Origin of the sequence: Acidovorax sp. Root219 (assembly GCF_001428665.1) — a bacterium.
In the GTDB taxonomy this organism is placed as follows: domain Bacteria; phylum Pseudomonadota; class Gammaproteobacteria; order Burkholderiales; family Burkholderiaceae_C; genus Acidovorax.
Map to the genome: position 1 here is coordinate 316,973 of NZ_LMIJ01000003.1, position 20,339 is coordinate 337,311.

At 67.7% G+C, this 20,339-nt stretch carries 19 protein-coding genes and 1 pseudogene; 6 read left to right on the forward strand and 14 right to left on the reverse strand.

Annotated elements, in window-relative coordinates; genetic code table 11:
* Window positions 1-47: 47 nt before the first annotated feature.
* The 3 genes from ASE28_RS04340 to ASE28_RS04350 are packed head-to-tail and all read right to left on the reverse strand — an operon-like array spanning window position 48 to window position 2,447.
* On the reverse strand, window positions 48-305 hold the full coding sequence (locus ASE28_RS04340) for a DUF6587 family protein (RefSeq protein ID WP_057201503.1): 258 nt from the start codon (window positions 303-305) through the stop codon (window positions 48-50).
* 1 nt (window position 306) lies between these two features.
* Entirely contained in the window at window positions 307-2,208 is a 1,902-nt protein-coding gene (feoB, locus tag ASE28_RS04345) for a ferrous iron transport protein B (protein ID WP_057264938.1), read from the reverse strand.
* The gene (locus ASE28_RS04350) at window positions 2,205-2,447 is read right to left on the reverse strand and encodes a FeoA family protein (protein WP_082607890.1); all 243 of its coding nucleotides are present in this window, start codon (window positions 2,445-2,447) and stop codon (window positions 2,205-2,207) included. Before ASE28_RS04350 ends, feoB begins: the two co-directional genes overlap by 4 nt.
* 365 nt (window positions 2,448-2,812) lie before the next feature.
* On the opposite strand from ASE28_RS04350, the gene ASE28_RS04355 reads away from it, so the two are divergent.
* Entirely contained in the window at window positions 2,813-3,607 is a 795-nt protein-coding gene (locus tag ASE28_RS04355; RefSeq protein ID WP_369818115.1) for a glutamine amidotransferase, read from the forward strand.
* A gap of 9 nt (window positions 3,608-3,616) precedes the next feature.
* Here the strand turns inward: ASE28_RS04355 and ASE28_RS04360 are convergent, their stop codons facing one another.
* The 9 genes and pseudogenes from ASE28_RS04360 to ASE28_RS04400 form a co-directional block, all read right to left on the reverse strand.
* Window positions 3,617-4,021, reverse strand: a complete 405-nt coding sequence (locus ASE28_RS04360) for a hypothetical protein (protein ID WP_057264943.1) — start codon at window positions 4,019-4,021, stop codon at window positions 3,617-3,619.
* 218 nt (window positions 4,022-4,239) lie between these two features.
* A complete protein-coding gene (locus ASE28_RS04365; RefSeq protein ID WP_057264944.1) occupies window positions 4,240-4,833 on the reverse strand; it encodes a spore coat U domain-containing protein in 594 nt (197 codons plus the stop codon).
* Between the two features lie 193 nt (window positions 4,834-5,026).
* A complete protein-coding gene (locus tag ASE28_RS04370) occupies window positions 5,027-5,383 on the reverse strand; it encodes a cyclophilin-like fold protein (protein ID WP_057264946.1) in 357 nt (118 codons plus the stop codon).
* 44 nt (window positions 5,384-5,427) lie between these two features.
* On the reverse strand, window positions 5,428-7,620 hold the full coding sequence (locus ASE28_RS04375; protein ID WP_057264948.1) for a xanthine dehydrogenase family protein molybdopterin-binding subunit: 2,193 nt from the start codon (window positions 7,618-7,620) through the stop codon (window positions 5,428-5,430).
* A gap of 13 nt (window positions 7,621-7,633) precedes the next feature.
* Window positions 7,634-8,626 (reverse strand): xanthine dehydrogenase family protein subunit M, encoded by a 993-nt coding sequence (locus ASE28_RS04380; RefSeq protein ID WP_057264951.1) that lies wholly within the window; start codon window positions 8,624-8,626, stop codon window positions 7,634-7,636.
* Window positions 8,627-8,723: 97 nt separating this feature from the next.
* Window positions 8,724-9,340, reverse strand: a pseudogene (locus ASE28_RS04385) (2Fe-2S iron-sulfur cluster-binding protein); the annotation flags it as partial.
* 320 nt (window positions 9,341-9,660) lie between these two features.
* Window positions 9,661-10,194 (reverse strand): cyclophilin-like fold protein, encoded by a 534-nt coding sequence (locus tag ASE28_RS32800; RefSeq protein ID WP_235514386.1) that lies wholly within the window; start codon window positions 10,192-10,194, stop codon window positions 9,661-9,663.
* The gene (locus ASE28_RS04395) at window positions 10,191-11,408 is read right to left on the reverse strand and encodes an MFS transporter (RefSeq protein WP_082604115.1); all 1,218 of its coding nucleotides are present in this window, start codon (window positions 11,406-11,408) and stop codon (window positions 10,191-10,193) included. Before ASE28_RS04395 ends, ASE28_RS32800 begins: the two co-directional genes overlap by 4 nt.
* The gene (locus tag ASE28_RS04400) at window positions 11,408-12,550 is read right to left on the reverse strand and encodes an alpha/beta hydrolase (RefSeq protein ID WP_082607892.1); all 1,143 of its coding nucleotides are present in this window, start codon (window positions 12,548-12,550) and stop codon (window positions 11,408-11,410) included. Before ASE28_RS04400 ends, ASE28_RS04395 begins: the two co-directional genes overlap by 1 nt.
* Before the next feature lie 169 nt (window positions 12,551-12,719).
* Between ASE28_RS04400 and ASE28_RS04405 the strand changes: the two genes are divergently transcribed.
* Window positions 12,720-13,625 (forward strand): LysR family transcriptional regulator, encoded by a 906-nt coding sequence (locus ASE28_RS04405; protein WP_057264955.1) that lies wholly within the window; start codon window positions 12,720-12,722, stop codon window positions 13,623-13,625.
* A 103-nt stretch (window positions 13,626-13,728) separates the two neighbouring features.
* Here ASE28_RS04405 and ASE28_RS04410 read toward each other — a convergent pair whose 3' ends face one another.
* The gene (locus tag ASE28_RS04410) at window positions 13,729-14,625 is read right to left on the reverse strand and encodes a LysR family transcriptional regulator (protein WP_057264957.1); all 897 of its coding nucleotides are present in this window, start codon (window positions 14,623-14,625) and stop codon (window positions 13,729-13,731) included.
* Between the two features lie 142 nt (window positions 14,626-14,767).
* Here ASE28_RS04410 and ASE28_RS04415 point away from each other — a divergent pair, with 142 nt between their 5' ends.
* The 4 genes from ASE28_RS04415 to ASE28_RS04430 all read left to right on the forward strand — a co-directional run bounded on the left by ASE28_RS04415 (window position 14,768) and on the right by ASE28_RS04430 (window position 18,635).
* Entirely contained in the window at window positions 14,768-15,271 is a 504-nt protein-coding gene (locus ASE28_RS04415; protein WP_082607893.1) for a cupin domain-containing protein, read from the forward strand.
* Window positions 15,234-16,031, forward strand: a complete 798-nt coding sequence (locus ASE28_RS04420) for a carboxymuconolactone decarboxylase family protein (protein WP_082607895.1) — start codon at window positions 15,234-15,236, stop codon at window positions 16,029-16,031. Before ASE28_RS04415 ends, ASE28_RS04420 begins: the two co-directional genes overlap by 38 nt.
* A gap of 1,040 nt (window positions 16,032-17,071) precedes the next feature.
* A complete protein-coding gene (locus ASE28_RS04425) occupies window positions 17,072-17,617 on the forward strand; it encodes a hypothetical protein (protein ID WP_057264959.1) in 546 nt (181 codons plus the stop codon).
* Window positions 17,618-17,756: 139 nt separating this feature from the next.
* Window positions 17,757-18,635: a 2-keto-4-pentenoate hydratase gene (locus ASE28_RS04430; protein ID WP_057264961.1), complete on the forward strand. Its 879-nt coding sequence runs from the start codon at window positions 17,757-17,759 to the stop codon at window positions 18,633-18,635.
* A gap of 138 nt (window positions 18,636-18,773) precedes the next feature.
* Here ASE28_RS04430 and ASE28_RS04435 read toward each other — a convergent pair whose 3' ends face one another.
* Window positions 18,774-20,159 carry a hypothetical protein gene (locus ASE28_RS04435; protein WP_057264963.1) on the reverse strand — a complete coding sequence of 462 codons (1,386 nt, stop codon included), beginning with the start codon at window positions 20,157-20,159 and terminating at the stop codon, window positions 18,774-18,776.
* Window positions 20,160-20,339 lie beyond the last annotated feature (180 nt).

A 20,339-nucleotide genomic window follows, 5' to 3' on the forward strand; every position in this document is an offset into this window, starting at 1 on the left:
CTTCTGCTGCGCCCGCTCCTAGCGTGAGGCCGCGGCAAGCCCTGGCCTCAGGGCCCTGGGCGCCGGTGGATGCGGATAGGCTGCTCCCTGGCGGCAGACGGCGGCGCATCGCAGCCATCGCAGCCGCAACCTGCGCTGGCGCGCAGCACCACCTTGCCGAAATAGCGAGCCATGAAGCCCGGCAGCGGCAGCCGCAGCGCGGCTTGCGCCAGCGCCCGGCGGGCAACGGCCGGCGCCAGGCTCCAGCCCGCATACAGCGCACAGGCGGTCACCACCGCCAGCACGACCAGCATCTGTACGTTCATCTCAGCCTCCTCCCATCATCAGGGCAATGCGGTAGGTCGCGAATGCTGCCGCATAGGCGAGCGCGAACTGGTAGCCCGCCATCAGCGCCGGGTAGCGCCAGGAATTGGTTTCGCGGCGCACGACGGCCAGCGTCGACAGGCACTGGGGCGCGAACACGAACCAGGCCAGCAGCGAAAGCGCCGTGGCCAGTGGCCAGCTCTGCGCGATCACCGGCGCCAGCGCATCGGCCACCGAATCGCCGGCCGCCGACAGCGCATACACGGTGCCCAGCGCGCCCACCGCCACCTCGCGCGCAGCCAGGCCAGGCACCAGGGCGATGGAGATCTGCCAGTTGAAGCCGATGGGTGCGAACACGTGCTGCAGCGCCTGGCCCAGCCAGCCCGCGGCGCTGTACTGGATGGCGGCGCCGGTGGCACCATCCGGAGGCGCCGGATAGCTCGACAGGAACCACAGCACCACCGTCAGCGCGAAGATGATGGTGCCCACGCGCACGATGAAGATGCGCGCCCGTTCCCACAGGCCCAGCAGCAGGTTGCGCGGGCTGGGCATGCGGTAGGGCGGCAGCTCCAGCATCAGCGGCTGGTAGCCGCTCTTCATCCACAGGCGCTTGAACAGCCAGGCCACAGCCATGGCCGACACCACACCCGCCACGTACAGCGCGAAGAGCACCAGCCCGCGCAGGTCGAACCAGCCCACTGGCGTGGCGGGGATGAAGGCACCGATCAACAGCGCATACACCGGCAGCCGGGCCGAGCAGGTCATGAGCGGCGCGATCATGATGGTGGCCAGGCGGTCCTTCCACGGCCCGATGGTGCGCGTGGCCATGATGCCCGGCACCGCGCACGCAAAGCTCGACAGCAGCGGAATGAAAGCACGGCCCGACAGCCCCACCTTGCCCATCAGCCGGTCCAGCAGGAAGGCCGCACGCGGCAGATAGCCCGAGTCCTCGAGCACCAGGATGAAGAAGAACAGGATCAGGATCTGCGGCAGGAACACCAGAACCCCGCCTGCTCCGGCGATCACGCCGTCGACCAGCAGGCTGCGCAGCGGGCCGTCTGCCATGTTCTCGGTGATCCGGGCGGACAGCCAGGCCATCAGCTCCTTGATGGCGTCCATGGGCAGGTTGGCCCACGAGAAAACGGCCTGGAACATCAGAAACAGCAGCAGCGCCAGCACCGCCAGGCCCCACACCGGGTGCATGACAACGGCGTCGAGCCGGTTCTGCACGCGCTGGTTGCGCCCCCCGGCGGGCGCGGCGGCCGCCAGGATGCGGCGCACCTCGCGCTGCAGGTCGCTCGCCGTGCCCGCCGCCTGTGCGGCCACGGGGGCCAGCACCGGCGCGCCACCCGGCTGGCGGGTGAGCTGCGCGGCAATCTCTGCCATCAGCGCGGCATGGCCGTCGCGCCTGACAGCCACCGTCTCCACCACCGGGCAGCCCAGCTCGGCCGACAGGCGCTGCAGGTCGATTTTGAGCCCCTGCGAGCGCGCCACGTCGGCCATGTTGAGGGCCAGAACCATGGGCCGGCCCAGGCGCCGCACTTCCAGCACCAGGCGCAGGTTCATGCGCAGATTGGTCGCGTCGGCCACCGCCACGATCAAATCCGGCACCGCCTCGCCCGCACGCTGGCCTTCGATGACTTCCAGCGTCACCTGCTCATCGGGGGTGGCCGGCGTCAGGCTGTAGGTGCCGGGCAGGTCGATTACCGCGACGGTGCGACCGTCGCGCAGCTGCGTGGTGCCGGTCTTGCGTTCGACTGTCACGCCAGCGTAGTTGGCCACCTTCTGGCGCGCACCGGTCATCAGGTTGAACAGCGCCGTCTTGCCGCAGTTGGGGTTGCCGACCAGGGCCAGACTCGGCAGGGCGCCGGCGGTGGCAACGGGAGAAACGCCTTGGCCCGTCATACCGGGCGCACCTCGATGCACTGGGCTTCCAGCATGCGCAGCGCAAACTGGGTATCACCGATCTGCACGGCGATGGGCTCCACCCCGCCAGGGCCGCGGCGCAGCACGGTCAACGGCTCGCCCTCCAGGAAACCGAGCTCTCCCAGCCGTCGCAGCGCTGCGGCATCGATAAGGGGATGGGAGGAGGCAACGCCCTCCACCACGGCGCGGGCGCCATTGGGAAGATCAGGTAGTTTCATGGGAGGGGAAAATGCGAACGGCGAACCCGCGCTCAGCACGCCGGAGCCTCAACCCGAAGATGGACGAGAATTATTACTATTTACATATTAACCCCGACTTGATAGACCATGCCCGTGTCGGCAATGAATCCCCGCAACCCCCGCAGGTTCCGCAGCGCCTGGGCAGGCCGCAAATGTCTCTCGCCCCCCCGGGCCTTGCAACAGCGCCCCCATTGCAACGCGGCCCGCTCGCTCGCTGGCAAGGCTGCGTAGGTCACCGTGACCTGCAGCGATGGTTTTCAGGTGATGGTGGCTGGAGGTCGATGAAGGGGCCCGCGCGGGAGGCGGCTCCATAATGCGGCTCCCCGCCGTTCACCGTGCCTCCCGTGCCCATCCCATTTGCCATGCCCGACCGCGCCAGCCCCGATTGCACGCAGCCCGCCAGCAAACCGCTGCTCATCATTTCCGCTGGCAACACCTTCCCAGGCCTCAGGGAATCAGAGGGTGACTTCGACGACTGGATCGCTGCGGGTCTCGGGCAGGCGACGCCAGCGCTGCCCATGCGGCGGATCGACGCGCAGCAGCCCGCGCCCGCCCTGCCCCACCCTTCGGAAGTGGCCGGGGTGGTAGTGAGTGGCTCGCATGCCATGGTGACCGACCGCGCTCCCTGGAGCGAGCAGTTGGCGCTGTGGATGAAGCGCTGCGTCGAGGCCGGGGTGCCGGTGCTCGGCATCTGCTACGGGCACCAGTTGCTCGCCCATGCGTTCGGCGGCAAGGTCGATGAACTGCCTGGCGGGCCGGAAGTGGGAACACAGTCCATCCACCTGACCCAGGACGCATACCAGGACGCACTGCTGGCGGGCCTGCCCGATCGGTTCCCTGCGCAACTGGTCCACTACCAGTCCGTGCTGCGGCTACCCGACCAGGCAGTGCTGCTGGCGCGAAGCGATCTGGAGCCGCACCAGGCCTTTCGCGTGGGCGGCTGCGGGTGGGGCGTGCAGTTCCACCCCGAGTTTTCGGCGGCAGCGATGCGTGCGTATGTGGGGCACGTCAACCGATCGCACGATGCATCCAGCCAACTGGACAGCGGCGTGGTCAGCACCACGCCGGACGCCAGCAGCGTGCTCGGCCGGTTTGCAGCCATGGTGCAGGCGCTTGAGGCATCGAGCCAAAGCGCCTGATCGACCTGTTCAGCGTGCGGCTGGGCGGCGAAGCACGTGGCACTCACCCTCGTGGTTCTCGTAGTAGGCCAGGCCGGCGCCGGGAAAGAAGACGATGCAGTCCGTGGATGTGCCGACCAGCGCTTGCAGCACCGCGGCGGTGTCTGCCGCGCAGTTGTCGGCTTCTCCATGGCTTGCGGCAACGACGAAGCAGCGTGGGCCTGCACCGAGTGACTTGAGCAGCGCGGCGACCTTGGCGGCAACGGCGTCTACCGCCGGGATCTGCTGCATGAACTTGCGCTCCAGGTGGCGCCCGTCGTGCGCCAGCGCCAAGATGAAGTCGCGTCTTCGGGTTGGATTGCTGGCAAGCGCCAGGTAGCGCTCTTGCCGCTCTGCAGCGACGAAGGTTCGGATGAACTCTTGTGCGGGCCCCATCGATACACCTTGCCGAGTTGAGTTGTCTGGCATGCATCATGGCATGCGGGTCAGCACAAAATGGGGTCCAGGCGCGAGGCGTGCACGCGCCCATCTTCCGCCCCAGCGCTGGCTTATACGGGTTTGCATTCAATCGTATGACCAGGCGGAAAGCCGCAGACAGTGCTGTAGCACGGCAAGGCGGACCAACGACGTCAGAAGAGTTTTGTTAGCCGCTCTTAATAGGTCACAGTGACCTGCAGCGTGTCGGTGTACATGCCCGCAGGCAGCGCCGCCGGATTCGACTTGTTGATCTGGCCGTGGATGGGCAACGAGAACGCAGCGCCATTGGCCGGCACGTTGACGCCGGTGATGGCCGTTCCGGCGGGATAGGGCTGCGTGTGCCCGGCGTCGCGGTATAGCTCGTAGGGCACGTACGCGGCGGTGCTGCCATTGCGCATGGCGCGCGGGCCGGTGCCGATGCCCGTACCCTGGCCCGCATAGGAGCCGGGACCGACCTGGATGCTGATGCCCAGCACCTCGGGCGAGCAGACAAGCTGGGTAGGGCCGGACACACCCTCGGCCCCCGAAGGGGTGGCCGTGACGATGCCCGTGAAGGTGCCAGGGCGCGTGCCGAAGTCCAGGGTGCCGAAGTTCACGCCCGCAGTGGCACCGGAACTGCCGGCGACCATGCAGCCTGCCGTGAGCTGCATCTGCGCTTGCAGAGTACCGCCCAGGGTGCCCGCCACCAACGGCCCCGCCGCCAGGGCCAGGGCCGCTGCTGCGAGCCGCCCGAATGCCCACCCGTGTTGTCTTCGTCCGCCCGCGCCCATCGCGTGTTTCCTCGAAAAATGTCCCCCAATGCACCTTGCCTGCGGGACAACGCCCGTGGATTCCACCATGGGGTGCACATCCCACGGAGCACCCGGCTCGGTATGCGCAAATCGTATCAGCTTGTAAATGGAATCTGTAGAGGGTTCTCCTCAGACGGCCAGAAGTGGGGAAAGTCTGGCGTGAAGCGGGTCTTCAGGGGGCAGCGACAACCAAGCGCAAAGCGGGATCGTCGAAGAGCCACGCAGGGTCCCATCCCGGTTCAAGGCGCCCCAGCCTGACCAGGCCGTCCGAGAGTTGCCCATCCCTGTAGAAGACCGCCAGGTTGCCCCATGGGGCATAAAAGCAGAGGTCCCCGGCGACTGGCCTGTGGGCCGCAGGCGCTCCGCCGATGGCCAGTGCCCGAGGCAAGCCTGCGATCTTCTCGGTTGCCTCGTAGTCTTCCAACACCAAATCCAGCGGCAGCAGCAACGCAAAATCGCCCGCACTCGCGTTGCCGTCGAGCGTTGCCGTCGCGACCACCGCACCGTTCAGGATGAAATCAACTTTCATGAAGGCTCAACCAGGCCAGACCTTGCGGCCGGAGCGCCCGGCTGTCACAGCAGCTTGTCGGGCGTGATCGGCAGATCGCGGATGCGTTTGCCGGTGGCGTGGAACACCGCATTGGCGATGGCAGCGGGAATGCCCACCATGCCGAGCTCACCCATGCCCTTCACACCCAGCGGGTTGACGATGGTGTCCTCCTCCTCGACGAAGATGGTTTCGATGGCATGGATGTCCGCATTCACGGGCACGTGGTAATGCTGCAGGCTGGCCGTCATGATCCGGCCGTAGCGGTGATCGATCTCGGTGGCTTCTTCCAAAGCCATGCCGATGCCCCACACCACGCCGCCGATCTCCTGGCTGTGCGAGGCCAGCGGGTTGAGAATCTTGCCGCAGGCGGTCACCTCGATGACGCGGGTGACCTTGACGGTGCCCAGGTCGGGGTCGACCTTCACCTCGACGAACTGGGCGCCGTGGGCCAGCGATGCGTACTTTGCGCGCTCTGGCGATGGCGTCGAGTCGTAGGTCTCGGCGATCGCGTGCGTACCGGTGCGCCGCATCACGTCGGCAATGGCCACCGATCGCGACACATCGCCCTTGGGGCGCAGAACCCCGTCGAACATCTCCACCTCGTCAGGGGCCTTCCCCCGCAGTGGAGATGTTGCATCCCGGTTCGCCAGCTCCAGGAGCTTCGCTGTGATAGCCAGGGCAGCGCCCCGCACGGCCGACCCCACGCTGGATGTGGTCCATGAGCCGCCTTGCGCCGGTGCCTTGGGCTGGCGCGTGTCGCCCAACTCGAAGTGCACCTGGTCCAGCCGCAGCCCCAGGAATTCGGCCGCGATCATGGTCATGACGGTGTAGGTGCCTGGACCGATGTCGCTGGTTGCGCTGGTGACACTTGCGGTGCCGTCGGCGCGAAACACAATGCGCGCGCTGGCCGGCTGCTGGAAGGCGCCCCATACACTGGAGGCCATGCCCCAGCCGACGAGAAGCCGGCCATCGCGCATCGAGCGCGGCTCGGCCTTGCGGTTGCCCCAGCCGAACTTCTCTGCGCCCAGGCGGTAGCACTCGCGCAGCGCCTTGCTCGAGAAAGGCTTGCCGCTTTCGGGGTCGACCTCGGCGTAGTTGGCCAGGCGCAGCGCCAACGGGTCCATCTTGAGCGCGTACGACAGCTCGTCCATCGCGCTTTCCAGGGCGAACATGCCGCTCACGGCGCCCGGTGCGCGCATCCACGTGGGCGTGGCAAGGTCGGTGGCGGCCACCTTCAGCGGCGCATGCAGATTCGGGCATGCATACACCTGCTTCAAAAAGCTGGTGGTGGCGTCCGAGAACGGCTCGAACGAAGAGGTGTTGTGAAAGGCTTCATGGATGATGGCCGACAGCTTGCCATCGCGGTCTGCCCCCAGCGCCACCTTCTGGATGGTGTGGGGCCGATAGCCATGGCCGGTGAACATCTGCGCCCGCGTGTAGACCACCTTCACCGGGCGCTTGAGCTCGCGTGCAGCCATCGCCGTCAGGGAGGGGTAGTAATTCGGTTTGAGCGATGCGCCGAAGGCCCCACCGACGAACGGGGATACCACGCGGATGTTCTCGGCCGGCACGCCCAGGCCCGCGGCCAGGTGCTTCTGTACGCCAAAGACCTCCTGGGTCTTGTCGAAGATGGTGAGTTGATCGCCCTGCCAGAAGGCAATGGCTGCGTGCGGCTCGATCGGGTTGTGGTGGTGGATGGGGATGCGGTACTCCGCCGCCACCTTGACCGGCGCCGCCTGCATGGCGGCCACCGGGTTGCCGCGGGGCACGGCCTTGGCCGAGGCCGGGTCGGGCTGCGCCCGTTCCAGCACCGTGGCGAGGTCGGTGTTGTGGGGTTCGGTCTGGTAGCTGACCTTTACCAGTCTTGACGCGTGCCGGGCCTGTTCGTAGGTCTCCGCAACGACCAGGGCAATCGGCTGGCCGTTGAAGAACACCCGGTCCGACTGCAGCGGCCATGCCCACCCGGGCGCCGCCCCGGCGGCCGGTGGCGGCCCCAGCCGGCCCGCATTCAGGTGCGTGAAGACGCGGATCACGCCCCCCGCCTGCTCTGCCTGCCGTGTGTCGATGGCCGAGATGCGCCCCTTGGCAACAGTGCTCAGCACGATGAAGCCGTAGGTGACATTCGGGATCTGGAACTCGGCGGTGTACTTCGCCTGGCCTGTGACCTTGGCGAGTCCGTCGACGCGGGTGGTTTCTTTGCCCAGATGGCGTGCCATGGCGATCTTCTCCTCAAGCCAGTCGCGACGCGCGCATCAGCGCCCGCACGACAGAACGACGACCCAGTTCCACCTTGTAGGCGTTGTGCGCAAGTGGCCGCGCATCGCGCAGCGCGGCCTCGGCCGCACGCTGAAAGGTGGCCTCATCCGCGCGCTGGCCAACCAGTGCCGCCTCGGCCTCGGCGCTGCGCCAGGGCTTGTGGGCGACGCTGCCCAGCACCACGCGCGCCTGCCGGATGGTGCCGCCGTCCAGTTGCAGCGCGGCGGCCACGGAGACCATCGCAAACGCGTAAGAGGCGCGGTCGCGCACCTTCAGGTAGTGCGAGTGGCGCGCAAAGTCGCCCGACGGCACAGGAAGCTCGATGGCCAGGATCAGATCGCCATGCTCCAGGTTGTTGTCGCGCTGCGGCGTGTCGCCCGGCAGCCGGTGGAAGTCGGTGATGGCGATCAGCCGCTCACGCCCATCCGGTGCGCGCACACGCACCCTGGCATCCAGCGCATACAAGGCCGTTGCCATATCGCCAGGGTAGGTCGCCACACACGATTCGCTCCAGCCCAGGATCGCGTGGATCTTGTTCAGGCCCTCCCGCGCTCCGCAGCCGGTACCAACCTCGCGCTTGTTGCAGGGCATCGACGTGTCGTAGAAGTAGTTGCAGCGCGTGCGTTGAAGCAGGTTTCCGCCATTGGTCGCCATGTTGCGCAACTGCCCGGAGGCACCTGCCACGATCGCCTGCGTCAGCAACGGGTAGCTCTCCCGGACCAGCGGGTGGTTGGCGGTCTCGCTGTTGGTCGCCAGCGCGCCGATGGACAGGCCGGAGCGCGTGCGCTGGATCTCGCGCAGCGGCAGCCGCGTGATGTCCACCAGACGCGTGGGCCGCTCGATGTCCTCCTTCATCAGGTCCAGCAGGTTGCTGCCACCGGCGAGGTACCGGGCTTGCGGCATGGCCGACACCGCTGCGGTAGCGGCAGCGGAATCTGCGGCGCGAACATACTCAAACGGTCTCATGGCCGTCCTCCTTCGAAGGGCTTGAAGCGGTGGATGCCATCGCAAATTGCGCCTCGGTGGCAAAGCCCCAGGTCTGGGCTGCCTGCCGGCCCGAATGGACTTCTTGAATCGCGGCGACGATGCCTGGATACGCGCCGCAGCGGCAGATGTTGCCGCTCATGCGCTCGCGGATCTCGTCGTCCGTCAGGCGGGTCGTTGTCCTGCCGACGTTCTCGGTGACGTGGCTGACCTGGCCGCGCCGGGCCTCGGCCAGCATGCCGACGGCAGAGCAGATCTGCCCCGATGTGCAGTAGCCGCACTGAAAGCCATCGTGCTTGATGAAGGCGGCCTGCATCGGATGCAGTTGGTCGCCCTTTGCCAAGCCCTCAATGGTCGTGACTTCACGGCCTTCGAGCGTGGCGGCCAGGGTCAGGCACGAGAGCACACGCTGCCCGTCGACCAGTACCGTGCAGGCGCCGCACTGGCCCTGGTCGCACCCTTCTTGGAGCCGGTGAGCGCAAGCCGCTCGCGCAGCGCATCGAGCAGCACGACGCGCGAATCAAGCTGCAGCGTCTGCGGTGTGCCGTTGACCTTGAAGGTCACGCCCACGACGTTCTGCGCGACGATGGGCGCAGACGCCGCACCCGGCACCGGCGGAAGCTGCGCCAGCGCGGACTCCGTGGCCAGCAGGTTGGCGGCAAAAAGGCCGATGCCGCCGCCACCGGTCTGCACCATGAACGTGCGCCGCGCCTGGCCGACGCCCTTGAGCTCAGGCATGTCCCGCACCAGGGCGGCCTCGTCGGCACTGATTTCCGTTGGCAGATCGTTGTGTGTTTCGTGGGGCATGGACTGTGTCCTTCTTGAAAACCGCATTCGTGGAGGCCACGCAGGGGCGCTGGCCGAAGTGGCTGGGCGTGTTGTTCTCATCGTTCTTTGCCGCACATCGAGTTTGTCGAGCAGCCGGGTGTTTGACTACCGAACGATTGCTTATTGCTGCTATTACCGTGGCTAATAATTCCCCTGCAATGCAAGGTGGGCGCGCAATGGAGTGACCGCTACCAGCGAGAGAACGTGATGCGAGCGGTGCCCTGACCGAGCGCCTGCGCCAAGCCGCTCGGGTCATCGACACGGCCAAGGCGCGTGTACGAGTAGGCAGATTCGAAGCCCAGGTAGAAAAGGACCAGGGTGTCCGATCCGTACAGCATGAGGTCGCCGTTGCTTATCGTGCCCGGTCGAATTGCATTTGCTGGCAGTGCCTTGGGCAGCTTGGCGTGCTTCTCATTGCTGTTGAGGTCTGGCATGTCCAGAGTCAGTGGCAGTTGGCTGACGAATGCGCGAGCGGCATCGGTATCGGCCACCGTGAGCGTGAAACGACGGTTTCCAACGGAGAGCTGCATGCGTATTGCCTTTGAGGTGTCGGATGCCCGTGCTGCGTCTGCCTGGCTTGCCAAGGGCGCGGTGGGCCGCGCCTGTCCGGCAGCGTTGCCTGCGCCGAACACGAGCAGCGCGGCGGCCACGCCGGCGGCACGCATCTGCGAGGATCGGTGGGCTCGTGCCATTGGGGCGTGCAGGCAATGGTGTTGCGTCATGCGGATCCCGCGTGGCTCGCACGCGCCGTCATGGTTACGAGGAATGCGCCGACCAGGAGCAGTGTGGCGCTGAAGACGAAAGTAGCTTGGTAACCACTGCCGTCGAACAGCAGTCCGCCGGCGGTGGACCCCAGTGCGATGGACAGCTGGACCACCGCCACCATCAGCCCGCCGCCCGCCTCGGCGTCCTGCGGGAGGGTCTGCGCGATCCAGGTCCACCAGCCGACCGGGGCCGCAGTGGCCACCAGGCCCCACAGGGCCAGGAGCACCGTGGTGGCGACCACAGAACCGCCCAGGGTCGTGAGCAGCAGCGCGATGGCAGCCATCACCACCGGGATGATGGCCAGGGTGGCATAGAAACCTGCTTTCAGAAATCGCCCGATGAACAGGGTGCCGATGAAGCCTGCGGCGCCGAGCGCGAGCAGGATGAAGGACAGCATCGACACACCGACCCCTGTCACCGCCTCAAGAAACGGTCGCAGGTAGGTGAACAGTGCGAACTGTCCCATGAAGAAGATGCCCACCGCCAGCATGCCGAGCACGACCCGCCGGCTCTTGAAAAGCCTGAGCACGTTGCCGGACCCTGCGCGCGGCAAGGCCGGCATGGGTGGCAGGCTGAACCACTGCCAGGCGAATGCGACCACAGCGATGGGCACCAGGCACAAGAAGGCCCCGCGCCAGCCCATGATGGACGCAAGGTAGCTGCCCAGCGGCGCGGCGATGACCGTGGCCAGTGCGTTGCCGCCGTTGAAGATGGCCAGCGCGCGGGGCACCTTGGACGGTGGAACCAGCTGCATGGCGGTGGCAGCCGACAGGGACCAGAAGCCGCCGACAACCACGCCGATCAGCGCCCGGCCCACCATGTACGTGAGGTAGTTGGGCGCAAGGCCGACAATGGCGCCGGAGACACACATCATCGCCGTCAGCGCAAGCAGCAGCGCCTTGCGATGGATTCGCCCTGCAACCGCCGGGATCGACAGGCTGGCGAGCACCGCAAACGCGCCGGAGATGGCAATGCCCTGCCCGGCCATGCCCTCGGTGACCTGCAGGTCCGACGCCATCGGCGTCAACAGGCTCACGGGCATGAATTCCGAAGCGATCAGCGCAAAGACGCACAGCGTCATCGCGAAGACTCCGCCCCAGTGCGCAGGGCGACCACCGCCTTCCTGGTCAAGCGGGATGCCGGCGCTCGCGGTGATGGCAGGGGCCGCCATCAGGCCCGATCCTTGATGAGGTGGCGGTCGAAGAAAGATGCCAGCTTGTCCCATGGGATCAGGGTCACCCGGTCGTACAGGTCCACATGGCCGGCACCTGGCACGTAGTGCAGTTCCTTGGGCTCGGCAGCGCGCTGATAGGCGTCTTCGCTGAACTCCTTGGAGTGGGCCTGATCGCCGGTGATGAACAGCAGCGGCCTGGGCGAGATCGTCTCGATGTCGTTGAACGGGTAGAAGTTCATGAACTTCACGTTGCTGCTCAGCGTTGGCATGGTCGTCGTCTGCGACGATGCACCCAGGGGCGTGAACTCGCCGCGCGGGGTACGGTAGAAGTCGAAGAACTCGCGCTGGATGGGGTGCGTGTCCGCTTTCAGCCTGAGCACCGTGCCGCCGGTGTACTGCACTGCACCGCCGTTGAACTCCACATCGCGCTGCGCTGCGGCGGCAGCGATGATCTGCTTGCGCTGCGCCAGCGTTTGCGAATGGTTGAGCGCATTGCGGTTGGCCGCCCCCATGTCGTACATGCTGACCGTGGCAATGGCCTTCAGGCGCGGGTCGATCTTGGCGGCGCTGATGACGAAGCTGCCGCTGCCGCACACGCCGATGGCGCCGATCTGCTGCCTGTCCACGAATGCCTGGCTGCCCAGAAAGTCGACTGCGGCGCTGAAGGTTTCGGAATACATGTCGGGAGACACCGCATTGCGCGGCTGGCCCTCGCTGCCGCCCCAGAACGCCAGATCCACCGACAGAGCCACGAAGCCCCGCTCGGCCATCTTCGTTGCGTAAAGATTGGCGCTTTGCTCCTTCACTGCACCCATGGGGTGGCCGACGACGATGGCCGGGGTGCGCTTCTTGCGGTCCAGCGTGCTGGGCACGAACAGGGTGCCGGTCACGGTCATGCGGTACTGGCTCTTGAAACTCACTTGCTGCACGATGACCTGGTTGCTCGTGTAGAAGTTGTCGGCGCCCGACGGCAGCGCTGCGCCCATCGGCGCAGCGGCGAATGCCGTGCCGCCCGCCGTCGACAGCATGCCGGCTGCTGCTGCGCTGGTGCCAGCGATCCTCAGGAATTCGCGCCGATCGGGCGATGGCCCGGCTGGCTCGACGGTGGATGGATGGGTGTGGTCTGCTTGATGGTTCATGGCCGGAGTTCCTGGTGCTGTGAGTGCGCAGCGCGCTGCCTGTGCTGGTGCACTGGGGCTTGCAGGCAAGTGTGCCGGCCAGGGCATCCATTGACTAGGTAATGAATGCTTAATACATTTATTAGCCTGGATAACAAGTCAGATGCCAAGTCGCAAGGGAGCGCCATCGATGCCACGACGCAATTTCAACGATCTGCTGGCCTTCGTGACGGTCGCGCGCGAGGGGAGCTTCACGCGCGCTGCGGGCACGCTGGGCGTCACCCAATCCGCCCTCAGCCAGGCCATCCGCGGGCTTGAAGAGGGCCTGCAGATCCGGCTGCTGACGCGCACCACCCGCAGCGTCGCGCCGACATCGGCCGGCGAGCGGCTCATGAAGGCCATCGGGCACCGCTTCGAGGAAATCGAGGCCGAGCTCGACGCGCTGACCGAGCTGCGGGACAAGCCCGCAGGCACAGTGCGCATCACCTGTGGCGACAACGTGCTGCACACGGTGCTGCTGCCCAAGCTCGCGCCGCTGCTGCGCGAGTACCCCGAGATCAAGCTGGAGTTCGACGTGAACTACAGCTTTCGCGACATCGTGGCCGACCGGTTCGACGCTGGTGTCCGCATGGGCAACACGATCGACAACGACATGATTGCCGTGCCCATCGGCCCGCCGTTGCAGATGGCGGTGGTCGCCTCTGCCGGGTACTTCGCGGCCAACCCCATTCCCAAGACGCCTGCGGACCTCACCAGCCACCAGTGCATCAACCAGCGCATGCCGACCTCGGGCGGTCTGTATGTCTGGGATTTTGAAAAGCGCGGCCGCAAGATGAACGTGCGTGTCGATGGGCCGCTGATCTTCAACACCTCCGCGCCGCAGGTCGACGCGGCGATGGCCGGGCTGGGCATCACCCTGCTGCCCGAAGATGAGCTGATGCCGCACATCGCATCGGGGCGGCTGGTGCGCGTGCTGCAGGACTGGTGCCCCAAGTTTGCCGGCTACCACCTGTACTACCCCAGCAAGCGCCAGCCCTCACCCGCGTTTTCGCTGGTGGTGAAGGCGCTGCGCCTGAGCGGCTCGCGGGCCGGCTAGCGCGCCAAACGAGACACCCGTTCGGCCAAGACTTCTGTTGTGCGCTGCGGCCGACTTGTGAGGGTGATGGTTGCATGGCCCATGCCGCTGCTGCACGCTTCACCTATTCACGCCAGCGCAGTGCCTCGATCACCAAGGCCAGCGCGGGCGCCGTCTGGCGGCGGTTGGCATAGTACAGGTGGTAGGGCGAGAAGCTCGGCCACCAGTCCTGCAGCACCGGCACCAGGCGACCGTGCTCGGCGTGCGGCTGCACCAGCTCCAGCGGCACGTAGCAAAAGCCCAGGCCGTCCAGCGCCGCCTGCAGCATCAACTGGGTGTTGTTGAACACCACCTGGCCCTGCACGCGCACGGCCAGGGCCTGCCCGTCCTTCTCGAAATCCCAGGCATACAGGCCGCCGTGCGTGGGCAGGCGCAGGTTCACGCACTGGTGCGCTGTCAGATCGTGCGGCGTGACCGGCAGCGCCTTGCCTGCCAGGTAGGCCGGCGAGGCCGCCACGGCCATGCGCAGCGGCGGCCCGATGCGCACGGCCACCATGTCCTTGTCCACCCGGTCGCCCACGCGCACGCCCGCGTCAAAGCGCTGCGAGGCGATGTCGGTGAAGGCGTAGTCCACGCTGAACTCGATGCGGATGTCTGGGTACTCCAGCAGCAGCGGTTGCAGCCGAGGCCAGAGCACGGTGGCGATAGCGTGGTCGTGCGCGGTGATGCGCACGGTGCCGGCAGGCTTGTCGCGCATGGCGCTCAGGGCGCCCAGCTCGGCCTCGATCTCCTGCAGGCGCGGGGCCACCGTGGCCAGCAGGCGCGCACCTGCCTCGGTGGTGGAGACGCTGCGCGTGGTGCGGGCCAGCAGGCGCACGCCCAGGCGCGACTCCAGCGCCAGCATGGCATGGCTGAGCCCCGAGCGCGACAGGCCCAGTTGCGCCGCGGCGCGGGTGAAGCTGCGCTCACGCGCCACCACCACGAAGGCGCGCAGGTCGTTGAGGTTTTCGCCAGAGGCCATGGATTGGTGAATGTGTTGCACAAGTGCATGCCGATTTTGGCATCTTCTCAGCCCAATCACCCCTGTCTACAGTTACTGCACCGGCCGGCGGTGTTCACAGCCCGCCTGCCGCACCCCTTCCAACCTTCAGGAGCCCCAGCCTATGAACCCCACCCTCATGCGAACCGCCTTTGCCCTGGCCGTGGCCCAGGGCGGCGCGGTTGCCGCGACCGAGTCACCCTCTTTAAGCACGCAGCAGATCACCAGGGCTGGCGCCCAGGCCTCGGCAGCCGGGCCCGATGCCTTCTTCACCGGCCGCGTGCGCGTCGATCCCGTCTGGCCTGCCGACAAGGGCATGAGCGCCTCGGGCGCGCAGGTCACCTTCGAGCCCGGCGCCCGCTCTGCCTGGCACACCCACCCCGCAGGTCAGCGGCTGGTGGTGGTTTCGGGCATCGGCCGCACGCAGGAATGGGGCAAGCCGGTGCAGGAGATCCGCCCCGGCGACGTGGTCTGGTGTCCGCCCGGCGTGAAGCACTGGCACGGCGCCGCGCCCAGCACGGCCATGACCCACCTGGCCGTGACCGGCATGGCAGATGGCAAGAACGTCGAATGGATGGAGAAGGTCAGCGATGAGCAATACCACAGCAACACCACCACGGCGCGTTGAGCGCATGGGCCGGCTGGCAGCCATCGGCCTGCTGGCCGGCCTGGCCCTTGCACCGGGCCACGCATCCACCAGCCCCCAGGAGCCCAAGGCCATGCAACCCACCACCGCGCAGACCAGCGAGACGCTCTCGCCACGCCAGCAGGCCATCGTGCCCATCGCCGCCTTCGCAGCGGCCGGCGACATCGCGCGCCTGGGCCCTGCGCTGAACCAGGGCCTGGACGCGGGCCTTACCGTGGGCGACGCGCGCGAAGTTCTGGTGCAGGTGTATGCCTACGCGGGCTTCCCGCGCAGCCTGAACGCGCTGGGCGAGCTCCTGAAAGTGCTGGAGGCCCGCCGCCAGCGCGGCCTGCAGGACGCCCCCGGGAGCGCGCCCAGCCGGCCCATCCCCCAGGGCGATGCCCTGCTGGCAGCCGGCACGGCCAACCAGACGCGCCTGGTGGGTGCGCCCGTCAAGGGCCCGCTGTTCGACTTCGCACCGGCCATCGACCAGTACCTCAAGACCCACCTCTTCGGCGACATCTTCGAGCGCGACAACCTGGATTGGCAGAGCCGCGAAATCGCCACGGTGGGCATGCTCTCGGCCCTGGCCGGCGCCGAATCGCAGCTGCAGTCGCACATGGGAATCAGCATGAACGTGGGGCTCACGCCCGGCCAGTTGCGCCAGCTCGCGCAGGTGCTGGCCGACCGCGTGGACGGTGCCCATGCGGCCCGCGCCGACGGGGCCCTGGTGCGGGCCCTGGCTGCTCGGGGTGGCAAGTAGCGGCAGGCAACTCGCGCAGCAGCGCCGACACCGCGCCCGCAGTCCACAGCCGCCGTGGATGACCCTGTGGAAAACACCGCTGGATACGGCGCAAAGCCAATGCCGGCGGGGGCTGCAACGCGGTGCCTGCGATTTCATCAATGCCCCGGGCAGGGGGCGCGGCAGGGCACCCGTATGCGCGCGCACCGTCCACAGACGGCGTGGATGACCCTGTGGACAAGCACTGGGCATGCACGCCAAAGCCAGCACTGGTGCGGCCTGCAACGCGGTGCCTGCGAATTCATCAGCGCGGCGCCAGCACCGCCGGATTGCCCGCCCGCCGTCAACCCGCCCGCCCCCTTGCCATGCGTCCCAGGCCTGGGCGGGCGAACCAGTCCACAGCCACCGTGGATGACCCTGTGGAAAAGGCCTGTGCATGCCGCGCAAAGCCAATGCCGGCGCGGCTTGCAACGCGGTGCCTGCGGATTGACCAATGGCCGCGCCGGGGGCGCAAACGGCGTCCGCAAAGTCCACAGCCGGCGTGGATGACTTTGTGGATAACCCCTGTGCAGCCACGCCAGAGCCAGCACTGGCGCGGCCTGCAACGCGGTGCCTGCGAATTCATCAGCAGCCGCCCTCCAAGTCCGCCACGAGGCGCGCCAACAGCGCGGCTTGCGTACGTTGACACACCATCCACAGCGACCGTGGATGACCCTGTGGAAAACCCTGATGAATACACCGCAAAGCCAGCACTGGCGCGGGCTGCGATGCGGTGCCTGTTCTTTCATCAGCCCACCGCCGCGCGCCGCGGCACGGTGGGCCGGCCACTTTTCAGGCCCTGGCGCATGGCTGGCAATGGCCCGACTGCGGCGCCGCGCACCTCCCCGGTACACCTTGCCACGCAGCCCAGTGCAGCAGTCCACAGCCAGCGTGGATGACTCTGTGGATAACACCTGTGCATGCCCGCCGGGCCCAGTGCCGGCGCGGGTTTCAACGCGGTGCCTGCGATTTGACCAATGTGCCGGCGCATGCACGGCTACACTGCCCGCAGGAGGTGTGCCATGCAACCAGATTCGTCACCCGCGGCCGGCAGGGGCCCCTTTTTGCCGGACGTTGCCAGGATCGCGCTGGGCGTGTTCATCGGCGGTCTGGCCGCCCTGTTCGCCCACGACGCCATCGTCGGCCAGCGCCCCCCACCACCAGCCACACCAGCCGTGCTGACACAGCCACGGCCTGTGGGCGACGACAGCAGCAATACCAGCAACGCCAGCACGCAGGCCGCCCTGCCACCTGCGCCGCCACCAGCACCGCCCGCCCCCGAACCCGCGCCGCCACTGCCCGCGCAGACAGCACCACCGCAGGCCGAGGCCCCGCAGCCTGCTGCGCCGGTGCAGGACGCGGGCCAGAAGAAGGCCGACGACGACCTCAAGACCGCCCAGGCCCTGGCCGCCCGGCTCGAATCCGAGCGCCAGCAGCGCCGCGCCGATGCCTGGGCCCGCTACTTCCAGCCCAGCCCCGTGTGCCGAGCCGACCCGGCCACCGGCGCCTGCGCCGACGCCCACCTCGCGGCGCGCAAGCGCTTCGACGCGCAGTACGTGGACCGCTGAAAGCCCAAGGACCTGTTCAGGGCCTTTTCAGGCCCTGACCTCGAAGCCCAGCGCCCGGATGGCGGTCTCGGCCGCATCCTGGTCCTGCTGCGCGTTGCCGCCCGAGATGCCGATGACACTCAACGACAGGAGACAACCCATGCCCTTGACAAAGCAAGCCCTTGCCACCGCCGCCGCCCTGCTGGCGCTGGGCGCGGCCACCACCGCCCACGCCGATTGCCTGACCGATGCGCAGGCCGCCGAGTTGCTGGCGCACTACGTGGCGCGCACCCCGGCACCCAACCCGGTGAACCTCTCGGACGCCGATGGCGCCTGCACGCGCGGCAAGTTCAACCAGTTGCTGGCGCAGCGCATGGGCAAGGTGGTGGGCTACAAGGCGGGGCTCACCAACCCGGCGGTACAAAAGCGCTTCAACACCGACAAGCCGGTGTGGGGCAAGCTCTATGACGGCATGGTGCTGCAGAGCGGCGCCACGGTGGAGGCGGCTTTCGGCGCCCGCGCGCTGTACGAGGCCGACATGCTGGTGCGCGTCAAGAGCGCTGCCATCAACCATGCGAAGACGCCCGAAGAGGTGCTGGACGCCATCGACCAGGTGATCCCCTTCATCGAGCTGCCCGACCTGATGGTGCAGGCGCCGCCGCAGCTCAACGGCGCGGGCGTCACGGCCATCAACGTGGGCGCACGCCTGGGCATTGCCGGCACGCCGCTGCCCATACCCGCCTACCGCGGCGAGCGCTACGCGCTGCTCAAGGCCCTGGCGGACATGAACGTCTCGCTCACCGATGGCGCGGGCGTGCGCCTAGGTGGCGGCAAGGGCAGCGACATCCTGGAGCACCCGCTCAACGCTGTCACCTGGCTGGCCACCGCGCTGCAGCAGGAGGGCATCACCCTGCAGCCGGGCGACCTGGTGAGCCTGGGCTCATTCTCGGCGCTGCTGCCGCCGCGCGCAGGCCTTTCGGTCACCACCACCTACGACGGGTTGCCGGGCGCGGCGCCGGTGCGCGTCACCTTCAAGTAGGCGGCCCGCGGGCGACTGCCTGGACATGCACCGGAGAATCCGCCCATGAACAGCCAGCTGCCCTGGGCGGTGGTGGGCGCGGCTGGCAGGCAGCTTTTCACTGCTGTTTGGATGCCGGCCGAGCCTTCCCCCGGCGCCTTACGGCCGTGTGCGGGCCGGCACGCGCGTCTCCAGCGCGCCGGGCACATAAGCCGGCGCAAAGGTGCAGCCCGTGCCGAAGCGGGACTCCAGCGCCGTGCAGCGCTGCGCCACGCTCGCGGGAGTGGGCTTGGTGCGTGTCTCCACCCAGTCGAGCAGCGAGGTCACCAGGGCCGGGTAAGTCGAGTCGCTGATGTAGCTGTGCGTGCCGGTGGTCACGAAGGTCTGCACCAGGCGGTCGCCGCTGCCGCCGCGGTCCATCACGGTCTTGAAGTAGGCGTCGAGTTCGACGAAGGCCGTGGGGTCGCTGATCCACTTGGTGGTGAGCACGGGCACGGGGATCGTGCCCTTGGGGTCGGTGTCGTCGGCAAAGCGCTGCACGGCGACCGGGTCGGCGCGGTAGCGCAGCACGCCGGCATTGAGCGCAGCGTCGTCGGCCGAGCCGCTGTAGACCACGCCGGTGTTGCCAAAGGGGCTGGCGCCGCCGGTGCGCTTGGCGGTCACGTCCTGGAAGTGGTAGGTGCCCCAGCTCAGGTGGGCCGAGATGGCGCTGGCGGGGATCTTGATGACTTTCTCGATGGTCTCGACCTTGCGCTGCTGCTCGGGCGTGCGCTGTGCGGCGGTCTTGTCCAGGCCCAGGCATTCGTTGGCGCGGGCGTTGAAGTCGTCGCGCGCCAGGGTCAGCGTGGCGGGCAGGCCGAGGTTGAGCGCATAGCTCGCCTCGGTGGGCCGGGGGTGGTTGTTGCACAGGTACTGATAGACGGCGCGCAGGTCCAGGCGGAAGTCGTAGGAGCGCGTGCCGCCGGCCAGCACGCCGCTGGTGAGCAGCACCGCGTCGTACGGCTGCGAGCCCACGGTCTGCGCGGTGAACATCTCGGCGGCCTTGGCGGCCACGCCCGCGCCCCAAGACTGCCCATGCAGCACCGTGCGCTTGGGCACGGCCACATGCTCGTTGAAGATGCGGCGCAGGCGCTCGGTGTCCTCGGCTGCGGCGCGCACTTCCACCCCGCCCTGGCGGAAGGTGGAACCCGCCCAGGCGTAGCCGGCCTTGACCATGATGGCCCAGCGCACCAGGTCCTCCTGCGCGCGCTCGGCCGTGGGGGCCGCCAGATCGGGCCCGCCGTGTGCGTGCAGGATCAGGTTGCCGCCCCAGTCCTTGGGCGTGGCGATGAAGTAGTAGGCTCCGGCCGAATCGCGCCCGCCCTGGCAGGTGGCGGTGGTGGGCAGTTCGGCCGGGCAAGCCACCGCAACGGGCTTGGCTTCGGGCGGGTATGCGGGGCTGTCGCTGCCGCCGCAGGCGGACAGCAGGGTGATGGCTGACAGGGTGGAAAGGACGGACAGGGTCGACGAAGCGACCGGGCTGCGCGAGCCGGTGGTGAAACGCATGGATTTTGTCTCCGGTTGTTGTTGTGTCAAAAGCGTGCTCCTGTGCGCAATGCACAGGCGGGCACGAAGCCCGCCACAGGGAAACCGACGAGGCCGGTTGCAAGGAACAGGGCGTATCCTAGACATCATGGTCGCCGCGCCCTGGATAGGCGGCCGGTCTCCGACATCGTAGATTGCGTC